A 21,593-nucleotide genomic window follows, 5' to 3' on the forward strand; every position below is an offset into this window, starting at 1 on the left:
GTTGCGTTCTCTGCAACACCCATTGCGTACGTCGCTCAGCGCTGTCTAACATCCGAGCCAACGCCGGGTCAATGGTGTCCTGTGCCCGCCCAGTACCGATCAGCGAGGAGCTCGAGCGATTGTGACCGCGACCGTGTCCGGACCCGTCGACGTCGTCTGTCTTGGCGAGTCCATGGTCACGTTCCTGCCCACCCGGCCGGGACGCCTCGCCGAAGTGCCGTCGTTCGTACGGGGCATCGGCGGAGCCGAGTCGAATGTGGCATGCGGACTGGCGGCGTCGGGGCACAGCGCGAAGTGGGTCAGCCGGGTGGGCGCGGACGGCTTCGGCGAGCATCTGGTCGCGGCGATCGCGTCGTACGGCGTCGACACCTCGGCGGTGCAGCGCGATGCGCACCGCCCGACGGGGATTTACTTCCGTACGGCGGGCGAGCGCGCGACGGGTTCGCGGGGCGAGGACGCGGGCGAGGACGCGGGCGCGGGCCGCGCGGAGGTCGTGTACTACCGGGCCGGGTCGGCGGCGTCGGCGATGTCGCCGCCGACGATGCCGTACAACGACTTGTGGTCCGGGCGGATCCTGCATCTGTCCGGGATCACCGCGGCGCTGTCGGCGGACTGCCTCGCCCTGCTGCGCGAGTTGACCACCCGCACCGCGGGCCGCCCGCTCGTCTCCTTCGACGTGAACTACCGCGTCAACCTGTGGAGCGACGCGGAGGGTCCGCGGGTCCTCCTCGACCTCGCGCGGGGCGCGGACATCGTCTTCGTCGGGGAGGACGAGGCGGAGGCGGCGTGGGGTCTGCGGGGTGGGCCGGCGATCCGCGCGGCGCTGCCGGAACCGGAGGTGCTGGTGGTGAAGAGGGGTGCGCAGGGAGCGGTGGCATACGTCCGCTGCGCGGAGCCTGTCCCCTACCCGCCCTTCCCGAACCGGGGCTCCGCCCCGACCCCGCGCCTCAAACGCCGGCGGGGCTGAATGTGCCGGCGTAGCCGGCCCCGATGCCGTCACCTTCATGCCCGCACCCCGCGTCGACGTCGTCGCGCACGTCGGGGCCGGGGACGCCTTCGCCGCCGGGTTCCTCTCCGCCACCCTGCGCGGGCTGCCCCCCCGGGACCGGTTGCGGCACGGGCATCTCATGGCCGCCGCCACCCTCACCGTCGCCGGGGATCTCGCCGTGCCGCCGGGGCGCGCACACGCCGACCGGCTGGCCGCACTCGACGGGCCCGCCTGGGGCACACTGCGACTCGGCCCCGGTTGGACCGCGGCCACGGAGCAGGACCCGCAGGACCAGGTGGAGGTACCTACCGCATGAGCCAGACCGTCGACCGCGCGCTGAGCATTCTTCCGTTGCTCGCCCAGGGGCCCGCCGACCTCGGACAGGTCGCCGAACGCCTCGGCGTACACAAGTCCACCGCGCTGCGGCTGCTCCGTACGCTCCACGAGCACGGACTCGTCTACCGCCAGCAGGACCAGCGCTACCGCCTCGGCGCCCGGCTGTTCGCGCTCGCGCAGGAGGCCGTCGAGAACCTCGACGTACGCGAGATCGCCCACCCCCACCTCGTCGCGCTCAACGAGCAGATCGGGCACACCATCCACCTCGCGGTGTACGAGGAGAGCGAGGTCCTCTACATCGACAAGGTCGAGAGCCGTTATCCGGTCCGGATGTACTCCCGGATCGGCAAGCCCGTCGCGATCACCGTGGCGGCGGTGGCGAAACTGCTGCTCGCCGACCTGCCCGAGGCCGAGCGGCGCGCCCTCGCCGAGAAGCTCGACTACCCCATGTACACATCCCGTTCGATCCCGAACCGCGTCGCCTTCCTCAAGGAACTCGCGGTGGTGCGGGAACAGGGATGGGCCACCGACCTCGGTGGCCACGAGGAGTCCATCAACTGCATCGGCGCCCCCATCCGTGGTGCGGACGGCCGGGTCGTCGCCGCAATGTCGGTCTCCGCGCCGAATGTCGTCGTCACCGCCGAGGAACTCCTCAGCCTTCTCCCACTGGTGCGACGGACCGCCGACGTCATCAGCCGGGAGTACTCCGGCGCCGCACCTTCCGGGGACGGCCCCCGGACACCCCGCGGCAACACCCCACCGAAGGAAGCTTCATGAGCGAGAAGACCGCGATCACCCCCGCCACCCACACCGCCCCGCCCGCAAAGTTCTCCCACGGGGTGCGGAAGGGGAACATCCTTCAGGTCGCCGGCCAGGTCGGCTTCCTGCCCGCCGTCGAGGGGCAGCCGCCGACGCCCGCCGGGCCGGCCCTGCGTGAGCAGACCCTCCAGACCCTCGCCAACGTCAAGGCGGTCCTCGAAGCGGGCGGCGCGAGCTGGGACGACGTGATGATGACCCGCGTCTACCTCACGGATGTCGACCACTTCGCCGAGATGAACGCGATCTACAACACGTACTTCGAGGAGCAGGGCCTCAAGGAGCCCGCCTCCGCCCGTACGACGGTCTACGTCGGCCTGCCCAAGGGCCTGCTCATCGAGATCGACGCCCTGGCAGTCCTGGGCTGATCCTCCTGAACCCGCAGTTGTACGGCGCGGCGCTCGTCCCCCGAGCGCCGTGCCGCGATCCCGCACACCCAAAAATCCCCGAACAACGAGGTCCCCCGCCATGATGCTCGCCGCTGACGCGCCACCACCCGCCCTGCCCCACACCGGCGGTCTCCTCCTTTTCATCGACGGCACCGCCGGACTGCTGACCGTCGCCGCCCTCGGTATCGCGCTCCTGCTCTTCCTGATCATCAAGGTCCGGCTGCAGCCGTTCGTCGCGCTGCTCGCCGTCTCCATAGCCGTCGGCCTGGCCGCCGGCCTCTCCGTCACCGAACTCTTCGGCACCGTCCAGAGGTCCGCCGCCGTCTCGGTCATCGAGACCGGTATGGGCGGCATCCTCGGACACGTGGCGATCATCATCGGTCTGGGCACCATGCTCGGCGCGATCCTCGAAGTGTCCGGCGGCGCCGAGGTGTTGAGCTCGCGCCTGCTGCATCTCTTCGGCGAGAAGCGCGCTCCGCTCGCGATGGGACTCACCGGCCTGATCTTCGGTATCCCGGTCTTCTTCGACGTCGGCATCTTCGTCCTCGCGCCGATCGTGTACGCCGCCGCCAAGCGCTCCGGCAAGTCGATCATCCTCTACGCGATGCCGCTGCTGGCCGGTCTGTCGATGACCCACGCCTTCCTGCCGCCGCACCCCGGCCCGGTGGCCGCCGCCGGCCTGTTCCACGTCTCGCTGGGCTGGGTCATCCTGATGGGCCTCGTCGTCGGCATACCCGCGGTCCTCGCCGCCTGGGTCTACGCCGCGTGGATCGGCAAGCGCCTGTTCGTCGAGGTCCCGCAGGACATGGTGGAAGCCGCCGAGGACGCGAAGGCCGCCGTCCTCGCCGAGCAGACGGCCGCCGGCCGCGCCCCGCAGGAGCGGCCGGTCGCGCTCGGCACGGTGCTGGCCATCATCGGTACGCCGCTGATCCTGATCCTCGCCGCGACGTTCTCCTCCATCGCCCTTGACCCGTCCACGCCTCGTTCGGTCATCGAGTTCTTCGGCAGCCCCTTCGTCGCCCTGACGATCGCGCTGCTGCTGGCGTACTACCTGCTGGGCTTCCGGCGCGGCTGGTCCCGCAAGTCGCTCGAGTCCGTGTCGACATCGTCGCTGAAGCCGGTCGGCAACATCCTGCTCGTGGTCGGCGCGGGCGGCATCTTCGGAGCCGTACTCAAGGCGAGCGGTGTCGCGCAGGCGCTCTCCGACACCTTCAACGACGTCGGCCTGCCGGTCATCGTCCTCGCCTACCTGATCTCGCTGGTGCTGCGCGTGGCCCAGGGTTCGGCGACGGTCGCGATCGTCACCACGGCCGGCATCGTGCTGCCGCTGGTGGAGAACGGCGGCCACTCGCAGGCCTTCCTGGCGCTGGTCATCATGGCGATCTCGGCCGGCTCGATCTTCGCCTCGCATGTCAACGACGGAGGCTTCTGGATCGTCGCCAAGTACTTCGGCATCTCCGAGCGCGACACCCTCAAGTCGTGGACGGTGCTGGAGTCGGTGCTCTCGGTCGCGGGCTTCGCGGTGGCGGCGGCGCTGAGCCTGGCCGTGTGACGTATGGGCAGTGTTCCCGCCGTGCTGACTCATGAGCGACTCGCGCAGTGGACGATCCCCTTCGGCTGATGCGCGGGCCTAGGGTCTTTCGTTTGGATCAGGCCGGATGAGTGAGCGGCCCGGCGCGGAGCGGCCGATGTCACCGTGGTGCGTGCGATCGCAAGGCGGAGGATGGAGGCATGGCGGAGCCATGCCGACCGACGACAACGCGGCGAGCGTGCGTGCCAGGGCACGCGAGCCCGGCAAGATCCAAACGAGAGGCCCTAGCAGAGGCGCCCGGGACGATGCCGTCCCGGGCGCCTCTCATGTACGTACGCGGATCAGGCGGTGCAGTACTGCTGCTCCTTGCCGATCGAGCGGTACATGCAGTCCGCGTTCTCCAGCAGCTGCAGCACGGCGTCCCGGTTGCGGCTGGTCTCGCGCTCGATCACCTCGTCGGGCGGGTAGAAGCCGCCACCGCCGGAGGACCCCGGATACATCTCGAAGGTGTAGCTGAAGATCTTCTGCGCGCCCCACAGCCAGTCGTCGATCGTGCCGTCCGTGATGTACAGATCGCTGGCCTGCTCCGGCGAGTAGCCGTTGCTCGCGGCCATCTTCTGCCCGACAGCCGCGTGCGCGTCCCGGTCGTCCTGGGTGAGGCCGGGGCCGGTGTCGTTGTACGTGTAGCCGTACGGCCAGAGCACCAGCTCGCTGTAGGTGTGGAAGTCGATGCCGGCCTTGATCTGCTGCTTGCCTCCGACGACCCGGCTGCGCACGAAGTCGGCGACGACCTTCACCTCGGGCGCGGACTCGGCGGCCGTGCCGCGATAGGTGTCGGACGACTTGCTGCCCGAAGAGCCGCCGCAGCAGCCCCACTTGTAGGCCCAGTTGCGGTTGAGGTCCGTACCGACGTACGAGGAACCGGAGTTGGGCTGGCGGTTCTTGCGCCAGCTGCGGTAGGAGCCGGTGGCGATGTCGTACTCGCCGCCGTCCGGGTTGAGGTCCGGCACGATCCAGATCTCGCGGCCGTTGACGGCGTTGGTGACCCGGGAGTCGGTGCCGTAGTCGTCACCGAGCTCGCGCAGCAGGTAGAGCGCCATCTCGACGGTGAGATGCTCGCGCGCGTGCTGGTGGTGGGTGAAGAGGATCTCGGGCTCGGCCTCGTCGGTGCCGACGTTGTCGCTGATCTTGATCGCGACGATGTCCCGGCCCTGGTGGCTCTTGCCGATGACCCGCTTGCTCATGATGTTCGGGTGGGCGGCGATCCGCTGGTCGATCTCCGCGGTCATCTCGGCGAAGTTGTGGTACTTCGAGTCGGCGCCAGGGAAGTCCATCGGCCGTACGGCCGCGCCGCCGGAGCGGTCGGGGACCTTGGCCACCGGCTCCAGCTCGAAACCGAGCGCCTTGAGTTTGGCGGCCTCGGTCGGGTCCGCGGAGACGACGACGATATGTCCGTCCGTGTCGTCGATGGTCACGCCGGTTCTGGCCAGCGCGGTACGCGTCACCTTGTTGGAGTGGATGTGGATCTCGTACTGGCGGATGTCCTCGTCCGTGGCAACGGGCGGCGGCGGCGATGCGGTGGCATTCGCGGTGAGGGGTGCGGCAACGGCGAGTGCCAGCAGGGCCGCGAAGGCAGCGGTCTTTCTTCCGCTCGCGCGGATACGACGTCGCATGCTGTCTCCTGGGTGTGGAGTGTGGGGGGTAGTGCATTAGCGACACGCGTGGTGCGGGTGCGTGCGCATATCGTGGGGGTATGGCATGGCCCGGTCAAGGGGTGGGCTTCGGCCATAAAGCCATACCCACCGTCAACAACCCGACGCCGCCCCCTTGCGCGATCACTCGACCGCCGCTTTGGTGATCCGAGTCACACGCCCGAACGACTGGGAAGGCGGCCCCCCATGGCAAGCACCACGGACAGCGCGACCGACGAGTCCATCTCCCTCCCCCGTAAATCGAGTTGGAAATACATCGGACCCGGAATCGTCGTCGCGGCGACCGGCGTCGGCGCGGGCGATCTCGTCGCCACGCTCATCGCGGGCAGCAACTTCGGCTACACACTCCTGTGGGCCGCGGTGATCGGCTGTCTGGTCAAGATCTCGCTCGCCGAGGCCGCCGGCCGCTGGCATCTGTCCACCGGACGTACCCTCTTCGACGGCTGGACCGACCTTGGCCGCTGGACCACGTGGTTCTTCGTGGTCTACGTCGTCGTCTGGGGCTTTGTGTACGGAGCCGCCGCGATGTCCTCCAGCGGTCTGCCGCTCCAGGCGCTGTTCCCGGACGTGATGGGCCTCAAATGGTGGGCGATGCTCACCGGAGTCGTCGGCCTGGTCTTCGTCTGGTTCAACAAGTACGAAGTGTTCGAGAAGGTCATGACCGTGCTGGTCGGCGTGATGTTCGTGGTCACCGTCTATCTGGCGATCCGGGTCACCCCGAACCTCGGCGACGCCTTCGCCGGACTGCTGCCCGTCCTGCCCGACGAGAAGGACTCGATCCTCAACACCCTCGGCCTGATCGGCGGAGTCGGCGGCACCATCACCCTTGCGGCGTACGGCTACTGGGTGAACGCGAAGGGCTGGACAAACTCGGGCTGGATGAAGGTGATGCGCCTCGACAATCGCGTCGCGTACGTCACCACCGGCATCTTCGTCGTGGCGATGCTCTTCGTCGGCGCGGAGATGCTGCACTCCTCGGGCGTCGCCATCGCGAGCGGCGACAAGGGGCTCATCCAGCTCAGCGACATCCTGGCGGACCGTTACGGCTCCGCCACCGCCAAGCTGTTCCTCATCGGCTTCTTCGCCACGTCCTTCACCTCGCTGATCGGCGTCTGGCACGGCGTGAGCCTGATGTTCGCGGACTTTGTGGAGCGCTATCGCAAGGACCGGGCCGGCGCCTCGGAGACCGAGCTCAGCGGCGAGGCGGTGGCCGCGGGCAGGCGCGAGAAGTCGGTGCCCTTCCGGGCGTATCTGCTGTGGCTGACCTTCCCGCCGATGATCCTGCTGTTCCAGGAGCAGCCGTTCCGGCTGGTGATCATCTACGGAGTCCTCGGTGCGGCCTTCATGCCGTTCCTGGCGCTGACGCTGGTCTGGCTGCTCAACTCGAGCCGTACGCCGAGGGAGTGGCGGAACGGGATGCTCAGCAACGCGATGCTGGTGATCGCGGGGCTGCTGTTCCTCGTGCTGTGCGTGAAGCAGATCACGGACCAGCCGTGGGCGGAGTTCTTCTGATGTCCGGCCTGCTGGGCGTGTGCACGCACACGCCCAGCAGGCCGTCGGCTACGGGAGGCCGTGCACGTGCGGTCCGACCGCGTTCGACCAGGCGTTGCCCGACTTCGCGTCCCAGTTCGTGGACCAGGTCATCGCGCCGCGCAGCGACGGGTACGTCCTGGACGGCTTGAACGATCCGCAGTTCGTGCCCCGGGCGAGGCAGTCGAGGGCGTTGTTCACGATCGTCGGCGAGACATAGCCGCTGCCCGCGCCGCTGGTGGAGGCCGGCAGGCCGAGCCCGACCTGGGCCGGCGTCAGGCCGCCCTCCAGCTGGATGCAGGCGAGCGCGGTGAGGAAGTCCACCGAGCCCTGCGAGTAGACCTTGCCGTCGCAGCCGAGCATCGAACCGCTGTTGTAGTACTGCATGTTGACGACGGTCAGGATGTCCTTGATGTTGAGCGCCGTCTTGAAGTACTCGTTCGACGTCGACTGCATGTCGATGGTCTGGGGCGCCATCGTGATGACCAGGCCGGAGCCTGCCTTCGAGGAGAGGGACCTGAGCGCCTGCGTCATGTAGGTGGCGTTGAGCCCGTTCTCCAGGTCGATGTCGACGCCGTTGAAGCCGTACTCCTGCATCAGCGCGTAGACGGAGTTGGCGAAGTTCGTCGCGGAGGCCGCGTCGTTGATCGTGACCGTGCCGTTCTGGCCGCCGATCGAGATGATGACCGACTTGCCCGCCGCCTTCTTGGCCGCGACGTCGGCTTTGAACTGGGCGACGGTGTAGCCGCCGAGCCCGGCCGAGTCGAGGTTGAAGGTGACACCGCCCGGCGTACCTGTGGCGTCGGCGAAGGAGACCGCGATGATGTCGTAGTTGGCCGGCACATCGCTGATCTTCTGCACGGTCGCGCCGTTGTTGAAGTTCTGCCAGTAGCCGGTCACCGCGTGCTTGGGCACCGTCCCGCCGCCCCCGCCGCCGGAGGCCGAGGTGGTGCCGGTCACCGCCGAGGACTTCGCGGATTCACCGGCCGCGTTGGTCGCGGAAACCTGGAACGAGTACGAGGTCGAGGCGCTCAGTCCCGTCGCGGTCGCCGAGGCTCCGCTCACCGACTGCACCTTGGCGCCGTTCTGGTAGAGGTTGTAGCCCGTCGCGCCCGTCACCGTGCTCCAGGACAGCGCCACGGAGGACGAGGTCACCGAGCCCACCGCGAGGCCGGCCGGGGTCGCGGGCACGACCGGGTCGGGGTCACCGCCGCCGCCCCCGTCCGGGCCGAAGACGCTGACATCGTCGGCGAAGTAGGGGGTCTGTCCGTACCAGCCGTGCGTGTAGACCGTCACCGAGGTCGTGCTGCCGCCGGTCGTGAAGGTGGTGGACAGCTGCTTCCAGCCGGCGGAGTCCGGCGTCCATGTGCTGACGTCCGTCGTGCCGGTGCCGCTCGCGCCGAGGTAGGTGTAACCGCCCTGGACCCAGGCGCTCAACGTGTACGTCGAGTTGGGCTTGACCGACACGGTCTGGGTGCACTTGGCGTTGTCCTGGCCGGCGGGCGTCGCCTTGAGGGCGGAGGCGCCGCCGTGCACGGGCGAGGAGACGGTGGCGCCGCTGCCGGCGGAACAGGTCCAGTTGGCGAGCCCGGACTCGAAGCCGGCGTTCTTGGCGACATTGATGTCGGCGGCCTGTGCGGTCCCTGAGATGCCCATGAGGGAGAGACCGGTTCCGAGGGCGAGCGCAAGGGCTCCGCCGAGCCATCTTCGTGAGCGTGTGGTGCGGTCCACTTGCTGCCTCCGGTGGGGGAGTTGGGGGTGTGGAGGGGATACGGAACGGTGGCCACCGCTGGGCGTACAAACTGGTCCAGACCAATAGGGTTGTCAAGGCCTCTGGCACCGATTCGTATACACGCGCCGGTGAAGGGCCGAGCTCTCGGTCGGCCGCCGTGCGGGTCCGCTCTACGGGCCCCCGCTCCACAGCCGGGGGCTCAGGCCTCGTCCCGCAACCTGGGAGCGATCGAATTCGCTCCCGTGAAACGAGAGTTAACCTCTGACGCCTTCGCCCGTTTTCGCCTGTGCGGAGCGTGTGCGGGTTGTGGCCCAGTGATCTGAAAGCTGTTCTCTGCCTCGTACGTCGTGGATAAAGTGCTGGAGCAGAAGCACGGAGTTGTAGGTATCTGCGGTCGCCGGAACCCCGGCGTCCGGAGCTGAACGGGGAACCAGCGTGCCGACCGCAATAGCTGTGACCAGTGCCGATCTGGTGCTACCGCCTACCGACCACCAGACCCCCACGGCCGCTCTGCTGCCGGCGCCCGACGCTCAGCCCCTGGATGCCGCGCTCGCCGACATGACCGTCCTGCTGGAGCAGCACGGATATGTGATCGCTCTCTATCCGGCGTCCCTCCCCGTCGCCCACGAACGTCGGCTGTACACCGTCCGGTCGGTCCTGGAGAGCGACCGGATAGCGTTCCTGCGACTGGATCTGCCGCCGCTGGGTGTGGCCGTACTGGTGCGCCAGTTACGGCAGTTGTCGATCTGTGACTTCAGTGCGGGGGTCGTCGCCTCCGCCGCCCGTCTGCTCTCCCATTACATCTACGCGGGTGCGGTGCTCAACTCCGTCACCAAGCTCGACCGCGTTCCGGTGAGCCTGAAGTCCCATGCCAAGTCCTGGGTGCCGGGCTCGCAGTTCGGTGTACTGGCCAATCCCGGCCCGCAATTGGTCAGGATCGGCGCCGGACAGCTCGCCGGTCCCGAGTTCGGTACCCAACTCCTGGTGGCAAAAGGACAGTTGCAGTCGGACTGGGTGACCTCGACGCTCGCTCCGGCGTGGCAGGTGCAGGGAATGCAGGAGACCGCGCTTCCTGCCGACTCCCCGGGCTGGTGGGGTACGGCCAGAATGATCGAATTCGCTGCCTACCTGCCCGATATCTCCGTGCTCTACCAGCTGGTTTCGTCCGTACGGCGAGAGGTGTGCACCTGGTGCGGAATTGAACTCATAGGCGATCGCTGTGGCTTCTGCTCGGCGCCGCTCGCCCCTGCCGAGAACCAACCACGCGCACCTGGTGTCCTGAGACAAGGGACCCCCATGCATCAGCGGCCGTAACCGGAGACGGGGGCCGCTTCCCGGACGTTCCACCTCGCAGGCCCCGCCGCAGCAGCTCAGGCACCGTGCACAGTTCCGACTCTGTCCGCTCCGTCAACGCTTCTGAACGAGGTTCTCCCGCTCATGAATTCACGTCAGCGCCGTGGCGTCATACTTCTGCTCCTGTCGGTTCTCTGCGCCTTCGGTGTGTTCGCCGGTGTCCTGTCCGTCATCAGCGATGTGAATTCCAAAGTCGGTCCCGAGGTCACGGCGTACCGGATCAAAACCGATGTGGCGCCCTACACGGCCCTGGAGCCTGGGCAGTTCGAGAAATTCTCGATGCCGAAGCGCTGGCTGTCGCAGAATGCGGTCACCGATCTCGCGGTGGTGAACGGCAAGATCGCCGTTACTCAGCTCAAGCGGGGCTCGCTGCTGCAGGACGACATGATGGTGAAGAAGCCCGCTGTCGGCAATGGCGAGCAGGAGATCGCCATCATGATCGACGCGGCCACCGGCGTGGCGGGCAAGATCACACCCGGTTCCCTGGTCAATATCTTCGCCACCTTCGCCGGGAAGGACGACGGGGAAGTGGACCAGTCCCGCATCATCGTCCCCAACGCCAAGGTCATCGACGTCGGCCAGATCACCGCACTCAAGCCCGACAAGAACGACCGGGACAGGGCACTCACCCAGGCCGTGCCGATCACCTTCGCGCTCAACACCACGGACGCCCAGCGCCTCGCCTACGCCGAGTCCTTCGCCGAACACGTCCGGCTGGCCCTCCTCGGCAACGGCAGCCCCACCACGCTGCGTCCGGGGGACGGCACCTACACCCTCGACGAAGACAAGAACAAGTGAGGGCCGCATGACCACGCGAATCATTCCGGCGGTCGGCGACGCGGAAGCCGCCCGATCCATCACCACCCTGCTCAGCCAGCTCCCGGACGCGGAGCCGGCCAGCCCGGTGGGCGACTCGACCACGCTCATCGACACACTCGCCCGGCTGGCCGGAGAGTCGATCGATGAGCTGCCCGAGGTCGTCCTCGTACACGAGCGGATCGGGCCGGTGCCGGCGCTCGAGGTGATCCGGGAGGTGGCGCTCCGGTTCCCGGCGGTCGGGGTTGTGCTCGTCACCTCGGATGCCAGCCCCGGGCTGTTCTCGGCCGCCATGGACTCGGGTGCGCGAGGTCTGATCGGACTGCCGCTCAGTTACGAGGAGCTGGTCACCCGGGTCCAGGCCGCGGCCGGCTGGTCGGTGGGCGTACGCCGGCACCTCGGGCAGGGTTCGGAGGTCTTCTCCGGTCCCGGTGGCACGGTCGTGGCGATCGCGGGCGGCAAGGGCGGCGTGGGCACCACGCTGATCGCGGTCCAACTGGCCCTGGCGGCCCAGGCTTCCGGCCATCACACCGCGCTCGTCGACATGGATCTGCAGTCCGGCGACATCGCCTCGTATCTGGATGTGCAGTTCCGCCGCTCCATCGTGGACCTGGCCGGCATCCAGGACATCTCGCCGCGCGTGCTCCAGGACGCGGTCTTCCGCCACGAGACCGGGCTCGGCCTGCTGCTCGCGCCGGCCGAGGGCGAACGCGGCGAGGAGGTCACCGACCGGGCGGCACGGCAGGTCGTCAGCGCCCTGCGCCAGCGCTACCAGGTCGTGGTCATTGACTGCGGCTCGCAGATGAGCAGCGCCAACGCCACGGCCATCGAGATGGCGGAGACGGCGGTCCTGGTGACGACCCCGGACGTGGTCGCGGTGCGCGGGGCCAAACGCATGGTCAGGCTCTGGGACCGGCTGCAGATCCGCAAGGCGGAGGAGACCGTCACCCTCGTCAACCGCCATACGCGCAACACCGAGATCCAGCCGCCGCTGATCGAACGGATCACCGGCACCCGGGTGGCGCGCATCGCCGTCCCGTCGAACTTCAAGGAGCTCCAGGGCGCGGTCGACGCCGGCCGGATGCAGGACCTGGAGGCCAAGAGCACCGTGAAACAGGCGCTGTGGGGCCTGGCCGGAGAGCTCGGTCTGGTGAAAACGGCGGAGAACGAGGGCAAGGGCAGGGCGAGGGGCGGAAGGGCCGCGAACGACCGTGGGTCGCTCACCTTCGGACGCCGCTCGCGTGAGGACGCGTCGAAGGACGGGAAGAGAGGGGCAGGGGGATGAGAACACGATGGGTGGTCGGCAGACTCCGCCATGACGACGACCACTGCGGACGGGAGCGCGACCGAGGTCAGATCGCGGTCGAGTTCATCGGCATGCTGCCGGTCATTCTCCTTACGTGTGTGCTGCTCTGGCAGGCCGTGCTGTTCGGCTACGCGTACACCCTGGCGGGGAACGGGGCGGACCGGGCGGCGCACGAGGCGGCCGTGAACTACCTGGAGGCGGACCAGGACGCGCAGTGCCAGGAGGGCGCGCGCCTGGGAGTCGCCGACCCCGACTACTCGTTCACGGCGAACTGCGGTGCGGACCTGGGCCACGCCTCGATGCGGGCGAGCGTCGGTGTGAAGGTGCCCGTGCTCATACCCGGCCTGATCGACTACTCGTTCGGCACGGTGACCGGCAAGGCCAGTTCACCGCTGGAGGGGCTGAGCCCATGAAGAGGCGCAGAGACGACAGGGGCGTGACCGCGGTCGAGTACATCGGATTCCTGCCGATCCTGATTCTCGTGGGGATCTGTCTGGTGCAGTTCGGTCTCGCGGCGTACACCATGCAGCAGGCCGGCACGGCGGCCCGGACCGCCGCGCGTATCGGTTCTCAGGGCAGTGACGCCGAAGGCAGGGCGGCCGGCGAGGCTGCCGTCAGCGACCTCGTCCGAGGGGGCACCCGTGTCGACATGGGCGGTTCCTTCGACGACGCCGAGGCGACGGCCACGGTACGGATTCCCTCGATCATTCCGGGGTTCGACTTCGACCCGGTGAAGCGTACGTCCACGATGCCCCGTGACTGACGAACGGCCCAGCACGGCCGAACAGTGCAGCGCAGCCGAACAGCCCCGCACAGCCGAACAGTTGGAGTACTGATGAGCCTTCTGGAGCGCCGAGGTGCCCCCGAGGAGAACGGCGGGAACCGTGAGGACGGCCATCTCGTCGCGACCTACCGGGCGAAGCTGCTTCAGGAGATCGACCTCGCGGAGATGTCGGCGCTCGCCGCGGTGGAGCGGCGCGTCCGCCTGGAGCGCGTACTCGGCCACATCATCAGCCGGGAAGGCCCAGTCCTCTCCACGGTCGAGCGCGCCCAGCTGATCCGCAGGGTCGTCGACGAAGCCCTCGGCCTCGGCATCCTCGAACCGCTCCTCGAGGACGCGTCCGTCTCCGAGATCATGGTCAACGGCCCGGACCAGATCTTTGTCGAGCGCGGTGGCCGGGTCGAGCAGCTCCCGATGCGCTTCGCCTCCAACGACCAGTTGATGCAGACGATCGAGCGCATCGTGTCCACCGTCAACCGCCGGGTGGACGAGTCGAATCCCATGGTCGACGCGCGCCTCCCCAGCGGCGAGCGGGTCAATGTGATCATCCCTCCGCTCTCCCTGACGGGCGCGACGCTCACCATCCGCCGCTTCCCCCGGGCCTTCACGCTGCGGGAGCTGATCGGCCTCGGGTCGCTGGACGACCCCATGCTCTATCTGCTCTCGGCGCTGGTGCAGTCCAAGATGAACATCATCGTGTCGGGCGCCACCGGCACCGGTAAAACGACCCTGCTCAACGCCCTCTCCGGACTGATCCCCGAGGGCGAGCGTGTGATCACCATCGAGGACTCGGCCGAGCTTCAGCTGCAGCAGGCGCATGTCATCCGGCTGGAGTCGCGGCCCCCGAACGTCGAGGGCAAGGGCCAGGTCACCATCCGCGACCTGGTCCGCAACTCCCTGCGTATGCGCCCCGACCGCATCATCGTGGGTGAGGTGCGCGGCGGCGAGACGCTTGACATGCTCCAGGCAATGTCTACCGGCCACGACGGCTCGCTCGCCACCGTCCACGCCAACAGTGCCGAGGACGCGCTGATGCGACTGCAGACCCTCGCCTCGATGTCCGAGGTGGAGGTCCCCTTCGCCGCGCTGCAGGACCAGATCAACTCCGCACTCGATGTCATCGTGCAGCTCACCCGCCACGCGGACGGCTCCCGGAAGATCACCGAGATCGCGATCCTCGACTCGCACGGCCGCGAGCCCTACCGGATCGTCTCGATCTGCCGTTTCGTCGGCCGGCCGATGGGCGCCGACGGAAAGATCGACGGCCACTTCGAGTACTACCCGGTGACCCGCCGGATCGCCGACCGCCTCTATATGGCCAGCCAGTCGGTACCTCAGGCATTCGGTATCGCACAGTCCGAGGAACAGCTCGCCTCCCGAGAAGCCAAGTAGCGAGTAGGTGCCACGAAATGACTCGACTGGATCAGCTGACGATCGGCGCCACACTGCTCTTCAGCGCGCTCCTGATCGCGGGCGTCCATACGTACGCCTCGGGCCGGGCCCAGCGCGCGGCGCTGGAGCAGCGCCTGTCGTCGACGCAGCAGATCACCACCGCGGGGCGGCGACGGCGCTTCAGGGGTGTGGACCGCAGGCTGAAGCAGACCGGCTTCGGCAAGAAGATCGAACTCAGGCTCGCCGCCACCGGGCTCGATCTCACTCCTGGCGAGTTCTTCGTCTACATGGTCGCCGCCGTCGCCGGTTTCTGGCTGCTCGCGAGCTCCGTACTCGCCTCCTTCTTCGGGCCGATCGCGGGCCTGATCGCCCTCTGGTCCGCGTTCGCCTTCCTCAACTGGCAGCGCCAGAAGCGCATTGAGAAGTTCATCAACCAGCTGCCCGAGCTCTCGCGCATCATCGCCAACGCCACGCAGGCGGGTCTCGCCCTGCGGATGGCGATCAGCCTGGCCGCCGAAGAGCTGGAGGAGCCCGCCGGAGACGAACTCGCCAAGGTCGCGAACGCGCTGGCCATCGGGCACTCGATCGATGAAGCGCTGGGCGAGCTGGCGGACCGGCTGCCCTCCCGGGAGCTGGTCGTTCTTGTCACGACCCTCGTACTCTCCAACCGCTCCGGAGGAGCGATCGTGAGCTCTCTGCGCAACCTCACGGAGACGCTGGAAGAGCGCAAGGAGACCCGGCGCGAGGTCAGAACGCAGCTGTCGCAGGTGACGCTGACCGCCTACATCGTGCCGGGGATGGGCCTGGCGATGCTGATGTTCATGGACAGCGTCTGGGACGGGGCACTCGACAAGATCACCGGAAACACGCTGGGGCAGGCCATCGTCCTCCTCGCGCTCGGCCTGTATCTGGTCGGGTTCTTCCTTGTCCGCCGACTGGCCAAGATCGAAGTCTGAGGAGGCGCAATGGATCTGCTGCTCGCACTAGCCGCAGGCCTGTGCATCACCGGCATCTTCTACGGGATCAGGCTCTACCGCGCGGATGCCAAGCTTCCCTCCGACCTCGCCGTCGCCCTCGAAGTGGGCGCCACCCGCACCAGCGCCGTCGGCAGCGGCGTCGACCGCCTCGGCATGCGCTACGCGCCGGCCGTACTGCGGATGATGGGCCCCAAGCGCGTCAACAGACTCCGGGTACGGCTCGACATGGCGGGCAACCCGGGTGGTCTGACCGTGGACCGCTATGCCGCCCGCCGTGCCGTCTACGGATTCATCGGCGCGCTGGGGGCGTTCGCCCTGATCATCAACGCACACCCCTTCCTCGCCCTGCTGTTCGTGGCGTTCGGCATCTGGTGGGCAGAGGTCGGAATCTGGGCGGCCACCCGGGCGCGCAGGGCAGCCATCGAGCGCACGCTTCCCGACTTCCTCGACGTGCTGGCGGTCGTCGTCTCCGCGGGCCTCGGCTTCCGACAGGCGCTGGACCGGGTGGCGGAGCGGTACCAGGGCCCGTGGGCCGACGAACTCAAGATCACCCTGCGTCAGATGGACATGGGCGTCAGCCGGCGTGACGCCTTCGAACAGCTCCGTAAGCGCAATGCCTCCGAGCAGGTCGCGCAGTTCGTCACCGCACTTCAGCAGGGCGAGGAGCTCGGTGCGCCGATCGTCGACACGCTGATAGCCATCGCCAACGACATGCGCCGTACGGACGCCCAGAACGCCCGGCGCAGAGCGTCCAAAGCCGTCCCTCAGGCGACCGGCATCGTCACGATGCTCATGGTCCCGGCCACCATCCTGCTGATCGGCGCGGGGATGTTCCTGGGCTCGGGCATGAACTTCGGCGGATGACCAGGAGATCCGGAAGAGCCCGAGGAAGGGGGAAGGACCCATGGCATTTCACCCGGCGGCCGCCGGAGCGGCGAGCGCCATGAGGAGAGGCGGCGGCCTCAGCACGTTCTCCGCCGACGACACCGTCGCCGAACCCGCGCTCAAGATTCAGCTCAGCGCGCTCCAGGCCATGTGCCGCCAGGTGTTCGGGTTCCGTCTGGCCATGATCGCGCTGGCCACCCCCTTCGCCGTCGTCGGTACCGCCTCGGGCTGGCCGACCCTTCTGGTCGGCCTCGCGATCCTGCTCACCTTCATGGGCTCCTACCTTCTCTTCCGCGACTGGGAGCGCTTCGGTCCGCTGCTGCTGCGCCACCCCTGGCTGCTCGGGATCGACTCCGTATTCGGCGCGCTGCTGCTGATCACCGCGACACCGGCGAGCCCGCTGAGCTATGTCACGATCTGCACGCCGCTGCTGGCCGGCCTCGTCTACGGCTGGCGGGGCGCCGGAGTCTTCGCCGCACTGACCATCCTGATCATTTTCGCCGCCTACGCCGCCAATGCCGAGCTCAGGGTCTCCATCGCCGGCTCCACCCTCCTTCCCGGTCTCTGCGCCGTGCTGGGAGCGGTCGGAGTGAGTCTGCGCCAGCTGATGCTCCGTTTCGGTACGGCGACCCAGGCGCTCAGCGACGTACGTTCACGGCTCGCGGTGACCGAGGCCATCGAGGGCGAACGCGCCCGCCTGGCCCGCGAGATGCACGACTCCGTCGCCAAGACCCTGCACGGCGTCGCTCTGGCCGCCGACGGCCTGGCGTCCTCCGCCGGCCGGATGGACCCGCTCACGGTCAAGCACCAGGCCGAGATGGTCGCCAGATCCGCCCGCCGCGCTGCCGCCGAGTCCCGCGAACTGCTCTCCGACCTGCGACGGCAGACCGATCCCGGCGCCGCCGGGGTCGATGTGGTCGCCGAACTCGTGGCCCGTACGGACGACTTCGCCCGGAGGACCGGCCTGCGCGCGACCTGGCGCTCCCTCGGCAGCGCGCCCGTCCCCGACGTCCCGCACGCCGTCGCCCGCCACCTGCTGACCATCGCCTCCGAGGCGATGGAGAACGCCCATCGTCATGCCCGGCCCACCTATGTCGACGTGTCCGTGGGCGTTGTGGACGGGGCGTTACGGATCAGCGTCTACGACGACGGACGCGGACTGCCGCCCGGCATCTCGCTCGACGACCTCAGAAGGGCGGGCCACTTCGGTCTCGTCGGCATGGTCGAGCGCGCCGCCGGAATCGGAGCCCGTATCCGGATCGGACGCGGTCGGGCGACCAAAGGAACCGAAGTCCGCCTCGAGCTCCCGGTCAGCGCACTGCGGCCCAGCGGCCCGCAGGCCGTCCCCCACCCATCGTTCACGCAGTAGCAGGTCCCCATCCCCATCCCCATCCGCATCCCCATCCGCAGAAGTCCCTAGACACTCTGAAAGGAGGCCGCACCATGCCGGACGACTCGTCGTACACATCCGGACAGCAGGCGCCGAAGTCGCACGTGTCCCAGCACATTTCGGCGCACAGCACACCCATCCGCTCCGAGCACACTCCTGCCCATGTACCGCTTCCCCCGCCGGCCGCGGCATCCGGAGGGTTTCCCGCCCTCCCCGCTCCGGTGGCACCGGCCCCGCTCCGGGTCGTCGTCGCCGACGACAACCCCGTAGTACGGGCCGGGCTCCATGCACTGCTCTCCGGCCGCGAGGACATCGCGGTCGTCGCGGAGGCCGCCGACGGACGGCAGGCCTATGAGATGGCCCAGTACCACCGTCCCGACGTGGTGCTGCTCGATGTCCGGATGCCGGGTGTCGACGGCATCTCCGCACTGCCCCATCTGGCGCGTATCGCGCCGGTGCTGATGCTGACGTACAGCCGTGAGAGCGAGATCGTGCACGAGGCGCTGCGCCTGGGCGCGGGCGGCTACCTGGTCCACGGCGAGTTCACCGCCGACCAGCTCGTGGACGCGGTGAAGGACACCCGGCAGGGCCGGGCCCACTTCACGACCACGGCCGCCAACGCCCTGCTGGCTCACATGCGCGGCGAACCGGCTCCGGCGGAGCCGCAGCCGCTGCCCGAAGGGCTGGGGCAGGTGTTCACGAGCGGTGTCTCCTGCGGGGGCGCTCAGGACATCCCGCTGCAGCGCGATGGTGCGAGTGCACACGCTGAGCCGCAGCAAACCGATCCACGCTGGGGAGTCAACTCCGGGTACCAGAACAGCCCTCGTGTATCAAACTCATTGCAGCCGCCGCATGACTCTTCGCGTATGCAATCGAATGTGGGACAGTCTTGGGAAGCGCGGCGGGCAACGGCCCGGGGATCGGCTCAGCAGGCGGGATCCAAGGTGGAGTTCGGCTTGAGCTCGAGGGAGGTGGAGGTGATGGACCTGATCGCGTCGGGTATGACCAATCAGCAGATCGCCGCCACCTGCTTCATCAGCGAGAAGACGGTGAAGAACCACATCAACCGCATCTTCGCCAAGCTGCACAGCACCAGCCGCAGCGAGGCCATCGCGGTATGGCTCGGAACCGCACGCGGCCACGGCGGTGGAGGCACGGAGAGGGGGGCGACCGGTCATGGCCGATAAGAGGGGGAGAGCTGGAGCTTTTCGGACTCAGTCCCCGAACGGCGGGGCCCAGCCCTCCCTTTGGGCCTTGGATTGGGTCCTGGGACCCTCTGCCGGAGCGCTGGGTCCGGCGTACGTTTCTCGTGTCGACAGCGGCACCGGCCAGGAGGAAGCCGGTTACGCGGAAGGCACCGAAACCACTGACGAACCGGCCGGTGTACGGCCGGCCGGACCCGGAGGGGAACACCATGTCGAAGGACCTCGCGCTCAAGACCGCCGTGGCGACGCAGCTTCGTGTGAACGGGTGGAAGAACACGGCGATCGAGCGCATGAGCCGCAGGGCCGACAAGGGGCAGACGTCGGTCGAGTACATCGGCATGCTGGTGGCGGTCATCGCGATCATCGCGATCGTCGTGACCATGAAGCAGGACATCGGCACGACGATCGGCAACAAGATCAAGGCCGTGATCGGCACCTCCGGCTGACAGCTGGAGCGAAGAGCGGGCAGCGCGAGGCAGGGCAGGCTTTCCCCATCTACATCACGGTGGTGGCGGGCCTGCTCTTCCTCGCGTTCGCGTATTTCGTGGTCGGCAAGTACGCCGACCAGCGAAACGGTGCCCAGGGTGCTGCCGACGCCGCCGCGCTGGCCGCAGCCCGGGATGCCCGGGACCAGATCGTGGACGAGCTGCTCGCGCCGAAGCTTCCGCAGGACTGGGCGGAGCTGATCCTCGGACAGGGCCCATTCGACACCGATGCCGCCTGCGCCGCCGCCGATGAATACGCGCAGAAGAACGACTCGGACAGGGAGGGCTGTGATCCCTACGTCGGGGAGTACTGGGGCTTCACCGTCGGAGTCGCAACCAAGAAGACCATCGGCGATTCGGTGATCCCCGGCACGGAGGACACGAAAGGCAAGGCAACGGCCAGAGGCGTTGTTGTGCCGAAATGCTCGTTGAGCGGCGCGAAGCTCGACTGTGAGGGCATTGACTCGTTGATCGATCCGGACGACCTCGGCAGCGTCCCCGACCTGGCCGATCTGTTCACCGTTCGTCTGATCGACGCGAACTGACCGAGTGACAACTAGCAGAGGAATCGCAGTGATGAACATGCGGCAGATCTCAAAGGCGCGCAGGGCGGCGGCGGCCGCCACCGCGGCGGTGGCGCTGACTCTGGCGCTCGCCGCATGTGGCAGCGACGGTGACAAGCCCGGCAAGAGCTCGAGCGCCGGCCAGTCATCCACCCCGGACAACGGTGGAGCGGTTGACGAAGGGGGCAAGGGGGATCCCGGCAGCGCCCAACCGCAGCCGGACAAGGTCCTCGCCACCCTGAAGGGCGAAAAGGGGATCGAACTGGACATCACCGCCGCCGTCCGGGACACGGGTGGCTTCGTGACGATTCAGGGGAATCTTCGGAACACAACGGACCAGGACTTCCTGAACACCTCGGACTGGCGCGGGTCCGAGCTGGAGATCTCGCAGGCGGTCGGCGGTGGTTCCCTCGCCGGAGCCACCTTTGTGGATTCCAAGGAGAAGAAGCGCTACTACGTACTCCGGGACACGGAGAACCGTCCCCTGGTCACCACCCTCAGCAGCGTCGAAGCCAAGGCCACCGTCCCTGTCTTCATGCAGTTCCCGGCCCCGCCGGAGACGGTGAACCAGGTGACGTTCTCGCTGCCTACGTTCCAGTCAGTGACGCTTCGGCTCGGAAGCGAGTGAGGGCATGCGATTCAGTCCGGGTTTCGTACCAAGCAGGGCCGTGGCCATCGGCTCCCTCGCGCTGGTTCTCACTGTTGTGGCGGTCCCCTCGGCAGGTGCCGATGACGGACCGCGTCCCAAGGCCGTCTCCGTGTTCCAGGGAAAGATCGACGTCACCGACCCCGACCTCAAGATGGTCGACGGCGCCACGCTGGCTCAGGGCAAGGTGCTGGAGATCAAGCAGGTCGTCGGCGACGAGGCGGGAAACGAGCAGCGCGAGGACTCGAATTCCGAGGTCAAGTTCAGCCTGCAGGCCGAAGTCCTCTTCGGCAAGGACAGCGCCGAACTGAGCAGCGCCGCCAACTCCCGTATCAGGGCGATCGCCGACGAGATCAGGAAGCAGAACGCCAAGAAGGTCCGGGTGTTCGGCTTCACCGACGATCTGGGGTCCTCGGCACACGGCGATGTGCTCTCCAAGCAGCGCGCGGACGCGGTGCACGGGGAGCTTTCGAAGGAACTCGCCGCGGTGGGCATCACCTACGAGATCCGGGGCTACGGCGAACAGTTCCCGATCGCCGAGAACAGCTCCGAGGAGAACCGCAGGAAGAACAGGCGGGTGGAGGTCTCCTTCCCCCGCGGAGCGGCCTCCTAGATTTCCCGGGCCGTTCTGGCCCGTGCAGGCGCTGTGGGCTCCGCCGCGATCTCCTTGCGGCGGGGCCCACGTCATGTGCCCGGGCGATGTGAGCCCGACTTTGGGTCCAGGGGCCCACGACTGCGCACGCCACCGGCCCTAGCGTCG

General features: G+C 68.0%; 20 protein-coding genes and 1 pseudogene. 19 read left to right on the plus strand and 2 right to left on the minus strand.

Features of this window, described 5'->3' with window-relative positions:
* The first annotated feature begins 172 nt into the window (after window positions 1–172).
* The 4 genes and pseudogenes from SLUN_RS25480 to SLUN_RS25495 all read left to right on the plus strand — a co-directional run bounded on the left by SLUN_RS25480 (window position 173) and on the right by SLUN_RS25495 (window position 4,081).
* Window positions 173–1,304: pseudogene (locus tag SLUN_RS25480) on the plus strand (sugar kinase).
* Window positions 1,301–2,101 carry an IclR family transcriptional regulator gene (locus SLUN_RS25485; RefSeq protein ID WP_108152032.1) on the plus strand — a complete coding sequence of 267 codons (801 nt, stop codon included), beginning with the start codon at window positions 1,301–1,303 and terminating at the stop codon, window positions 2,099–2,101. The pseudogene SLUN_RS25480 and the gene SLUN_RS25485 overlap by 4 nt, the downstream one beginning before the upstream one ends.
* Window positions 2,098–2,508: a RidA family protein gene (locus SLUN_RS25490; RefSeq protein ID WP_108152033.1), complete on the plus strand. Its 411-nt coding sequence runs from the start codon at window positions 2,098–2,100 to the stop codon at window positions 2,506–2,508. The genes SLUN_RS25485 and SLUN_RS25490 overlap by 4 nt, the downstream gene beginning before the upstream one ends.
* A 100-nt stretch (window positions 2,509–2,608) precedes the next feature.
* A complete protein-coding gene (locus SLUN_RS25495) occupies window positions 2,609–4,081 on the plus strand; it encodes a GntP family permease (RefSeq protein WP_108152034.1) in 1,473 nt (490 codons plus the stop codon).
* Between the two features lie 320 nt (window positions 4,082–4,401).
* Here the strand turns inward: SLUN_RS25495 and SLUN_RS25500 are convergent, their stop codons facing one another.
* A complete protein-coding gene (locus SLUN_RS25500; protein WP_108152036.1) occupies window positions 4,402–5,733 on the minus strand; it encodes a M14 family metallopeptidase in 1,332 nt (443 codons plus the stop codon).
* A gap of 225 nt (window positions 5,734–5,958) precedes the next feature.
* On the opposite strand from SLUN_RS25500, the gene SLUN_RS25505 reads away from it, so the two are divergent.
* Window positions 5,959–7,284, plus strand: coding sequence for an Nramp family divalent metal transporter (locus tag SLUN_RS25505; RefSeq protein WP_108152037.1), 1,326 nt, complete (start codon window positions 5,959–5,961; stop codon window positions 7,282–7,284).
* Window positions 7,285–7,332: 48 nt separating this feature from the next.
* Here the strand turns inward: SLUN_RS25505 and SLUN_RS25510 are convergent, their stop codons facing one another.
* Window positions 7,333–9,033 (minus strand): chitinase, encoded by a 1,701-nt coding sequence (locus SLUN_RS25510; RefSeq protein ID WP_306610714.1) that lies wholly within the window; start codon window positions 9,031–9,033, stop codon window positions 7,333–7,335.
* A gap of 436 nt (window positions 9,034–9,469) precedes the next feature.
* On the opposite strand from SLUN_RS25510, the gene SLUN_RS25515 reads away from it, so the two are divergent.
* The 14 genes from SLUN_RS25515 to SLUN_RS25580 all read left to right on the plus strand — a co-directional run bounded on the left by SLUN_RS25515 (window position 9,470) and on the right by SLUN_RS25580 (window position 21,446).
* Complete coding sequence (locus SLUN_RS25515) at window positions 9,470–10,348, plus strand: hypothetical protein (RefSeq protein WP_257153794.1); 879 nt, start codon at window positions 9,470–9,472, stop codon at window positions 10,346–10,348.
* Between the two features lie 123 nt (window positions 10,349–10,471).
* On the plus strand, window positions 10,472–11,185 hold the full coding sequence (cpaB, locus tag SLUN_RS25520) for a Flp pilus assembly protein CpaB (RefSeq protein WP_108152041.1): 714 nt from the start codon (window positions 10,472–10,474) through the stop codon (window positions 11,183–11,185).
* 7 nt (window positions 11,186–11,192) lie between these two features.
* Window positions 11,193–12,488 (plus strand): CpaE/TadZ family protein, encoded by a 1,296-nt coding sequence (locus tag SLUN_RS25525; RefSeq protein ID WP_108152043.1) that lies wholly within the window; start codon window positions 11,193–11,195, stop codon window positions 12,486–12,488.
* Window positions 12,485–12,922, plus strand: coding sequence for a TadE/TadG family type IV pilus assembly protein (locus tag SLUN_RS25530; protein ID WP_175313984.1), 438 nt, complete (start codon window positions 12,485–12,487; stop codon window positions 12,920–12,922). Before SLUN_RS25525 ends, SLUN_RS25530 begins: the two co-directional genes overlap by 4 nt.
* Window positions 12,919–13,272 carry a TadE/TadG family type IV pilus assembly protein gene (locus SLUN_RS25535; protein ID WP_108152045.1) on the plus strand — a complete coding sequence of 118 codons (354 nt, stop codon included), beginning with the start codon at window positions 12,919–12,921 and terminating at the stop codon, window positions 13,270–13,272. The genes SLUN_RS25530 and SLUN_RS25535 overlap by 4 nt, the downstream gene beginning before the upstream one ends.
* Window positions 13,273–13,344: 72 nt before the next feature.
* Window positions 13,345–14,682, plus strand: a complete 1,338-nt coding sequence (locus tag SLUN_RS25540; protein WP_108152047.1) for a TadA family conjugal transfer-associated ATPase — start codon at window positions 13,345–13,347, stop codon at window positions 14,680–14,682.
* A gap of 17 nt (window positions 14,683–14,699) precedes the next feature.
* Window positions 14,700–15,638: a type II secretion system F family protein gene (locus SLUN_RS25545; RefSeq protein WP_108152049.1), complete on the plus strand. Its 939-nt coding sequence runs from the start codon at window positions 14,700–14,702 to the stop codon at window positions 15,636–15,638.
* Between the two features lie 9 nt (window positions 15,639–15,647).
* On the plus strand, window positions 15,648–16,523 hold the full coding sequence (locus tag SLUN_RS25550; RefSeq protein ID WP_108152051.1) for a DUF5936 domain-containing protein: 876 nt from the start codon (window positions 15,648–15,650) through the stop codon (window positions 16,521–16,523).
* 79 nt (window positions 16,524–16,602) lie between these two features.
* A complete protein-coding gene (locus SLUN_RS25555) occupies window positions 16,603–17,913 on the plus strand; it encodes a sensor histidine kinase (RefSeq protein ID WP_175313986.1) in 1,311 nt (436 codons plus the stop codon).
* Between the two features lie 74 nt (window positions 17,914–17,987).
* On the plus strand, window positions 17,988–19,121 hold the full coding sequence (locus tag SLUN_RS25560) for a response regulator transcription factor (protein ID WP_108152055.1): 1,134 nt from the start codon (window positions 17,988–17,990) through the stop codon (window positions 19,119–19,121).
* 227 nt (window positions 19,122–19,348) lie between these two features.
* On the plus strand, window positions 19,349–19,585 hold the full coding sequence (locus SLUN_RS25565) for a hypothetical protein (protein WP_108154932.1): 237 nt from the start codon (window positions 19,349–19,351) through the stop codon (window positions 19,583–19,585).
* A 62-nt stretch (window positions 19,586–19,647) separates the two neighbouring features.
* Window positions 19,648–20,169 carry a pilus assembly protein TadG-related protein gene (locus tag SLUN_RS25570; RefSeq protein WP_371413848.1) on the plus strand — a complete coding sequence of 174 codons (522 nt, stop codon included), beginning with the start codon at window positions 19,648–19,650 and terminating at the stop codon, window positions 20,167–20,169.
* A gap of 37 nt (window positions 20,170–20,206) precedes the next feature.
* Window positions 20,207–20,815, plus strand: coding sequence for a hypothetical protein (locus SLUN_RS25575; protein WP_254710342.1), 609 nt, complete (start codon window positions 20,207–20,209; stop codon window positions 20,813–20,815).
* Window positions 20,816–20,819: 4 nt separating this feature from the next.
* Entirely contained in the window at window positions 20,820–21,446 is a 627-nt protein-coding gene (locus tag SLUN_RS25580; RefSeq protein ID WP_108152058.1) for an OmpA family protein, read from the plus strand.
* Window positions 21,447–21,593: the final 147 nt, after the last annotated feature.

The organism is Streptomyces lunaelactis (assembly GCF_003054555.1).
Lineage (GTDB): Bacteria > Actinomycetota > Actinomycetes > Streptomycetales > Streptomycetaceae > Streptomyces > Streptomyces lunaelactis.

Bases quoted from the DNA above. Each gene is read 5' to 3' on its own strand.
- SLUN_RS25500 (WP_108152036.1), bottom strand. From the start codon at position 5,733: ATGCGACGTCGTATCCGCGCGAGCGGAAGAAAGACCGCTGCCTTCGCG.
- SLUN_RS25525 (WP_108152043.1), top strand. From the start codon at position 11,193: ATGACCACGCGAATCATTCCGGCGGTCGGCGACGCGGAAGCCGCCCGA.
- SLUN_RS25535 (WP_108152045.1), top strand. From the start codon at position 12,919: ATGAAGAGGCGCAGAGACGACAGGGGCGTGACCGCGGTCGAGTACATC.
- SLUN_RS25530 (WP_175313984.1), top strand. From the start codon at position 12,485: ATGAGAACACGATGGGTGGTCGGCAGACTCCGCCATGACGACGACCAC.
- SLUN_RS25505 (WP_108152037.1), top strand. From the start codon at position 5,959: ATGGCAAGCACCACGGACAGCGCGACCGACGAGTCCATCTCCCTCCCC.
- SLUN_RS25550 (WP_108152051.1), top strand. From the start codon at position 15,648: ATGGATCTGCTGCTCGCACTAGCCGCAGGCCTGTGCATCACCGGCATC.
- SLUN_RS25495 (WP_108152034.1), top strand. From the start codon at position 2,609: ATGATGCTCGCCGCTGACGCGCCACCACCCGCCCTGCCCCACACCGGC.
- SLUN_RS25565 (WP_108154932.1), top strand. From the start codon at position 19,349: ATGTCGAAGGACCTCGCGCTCAAGACCGCCGTGGCGACGCAGCTTCGT.
- cpaB (WP_108152041.1), top strand. From the start codon at position 10,472: ATGAATTCACGTCAGCGCCGTGGCGTCATACTTCTGCTCCTGTCGGTT.
- SLUN_RS25540 (WP_108152047.1), top strand. From the start codon at position 13,345: ATGAGCCTTCTGGAGCGCCGAGGTGCCCCCGAGGAGAACGGCGGGAAC.
- SLUN_RS25560 (WP_108152055.1), top strand. From the start codon at position 17,988: ATGCCGGACGACTCGTCGTACACATCCGGACAGCAGGCGCCGAAGTCG.
- SLUN_RS25575 (WP_254710342.1), top strand. From the start codon at position 20,207: ATGCGGCAGATCTCAAAGGCGCGCAGGGCGGCGGCGGCCGCCACCGCG.
- SLUN_RS25580 (WP_108152058.1), top strand. From the start codon at position 20,820: ATGCGATTCAGTCCGGGTTTCGTACCAAGCAGGGCCGTGGCCATCGGC.
- SLUN_RS25555 (WP_175313986.1), top strand. From the start codon at position 16,603: ATGAGGAGAGGCGGCGGCCTCAGCACGTTCTCCGCCGACGACACCGTC.
- SLUN_RS25490 (WP_108152033.1), top strand. From the start codon at position 2,098: ATGAGCGAGAAGACCGCGATCACCCCCGCCACCCACACCGCCCCGCCC.
- SLUN_RS25485 (WP_108152032.1), top strand. From the start codon at position 1,301: ATGAGCCAGACCGTCGACCGCGCGCTGAGCATTCTTCCGTTGCTCGCC.
- SLUN_RS25545 (WP_108152049.1), top strand. From the start codon at position 14,700: ATGACTCGACTGGATCAGCTGACGATCGGCGCCACACTGCTCTTCAGC.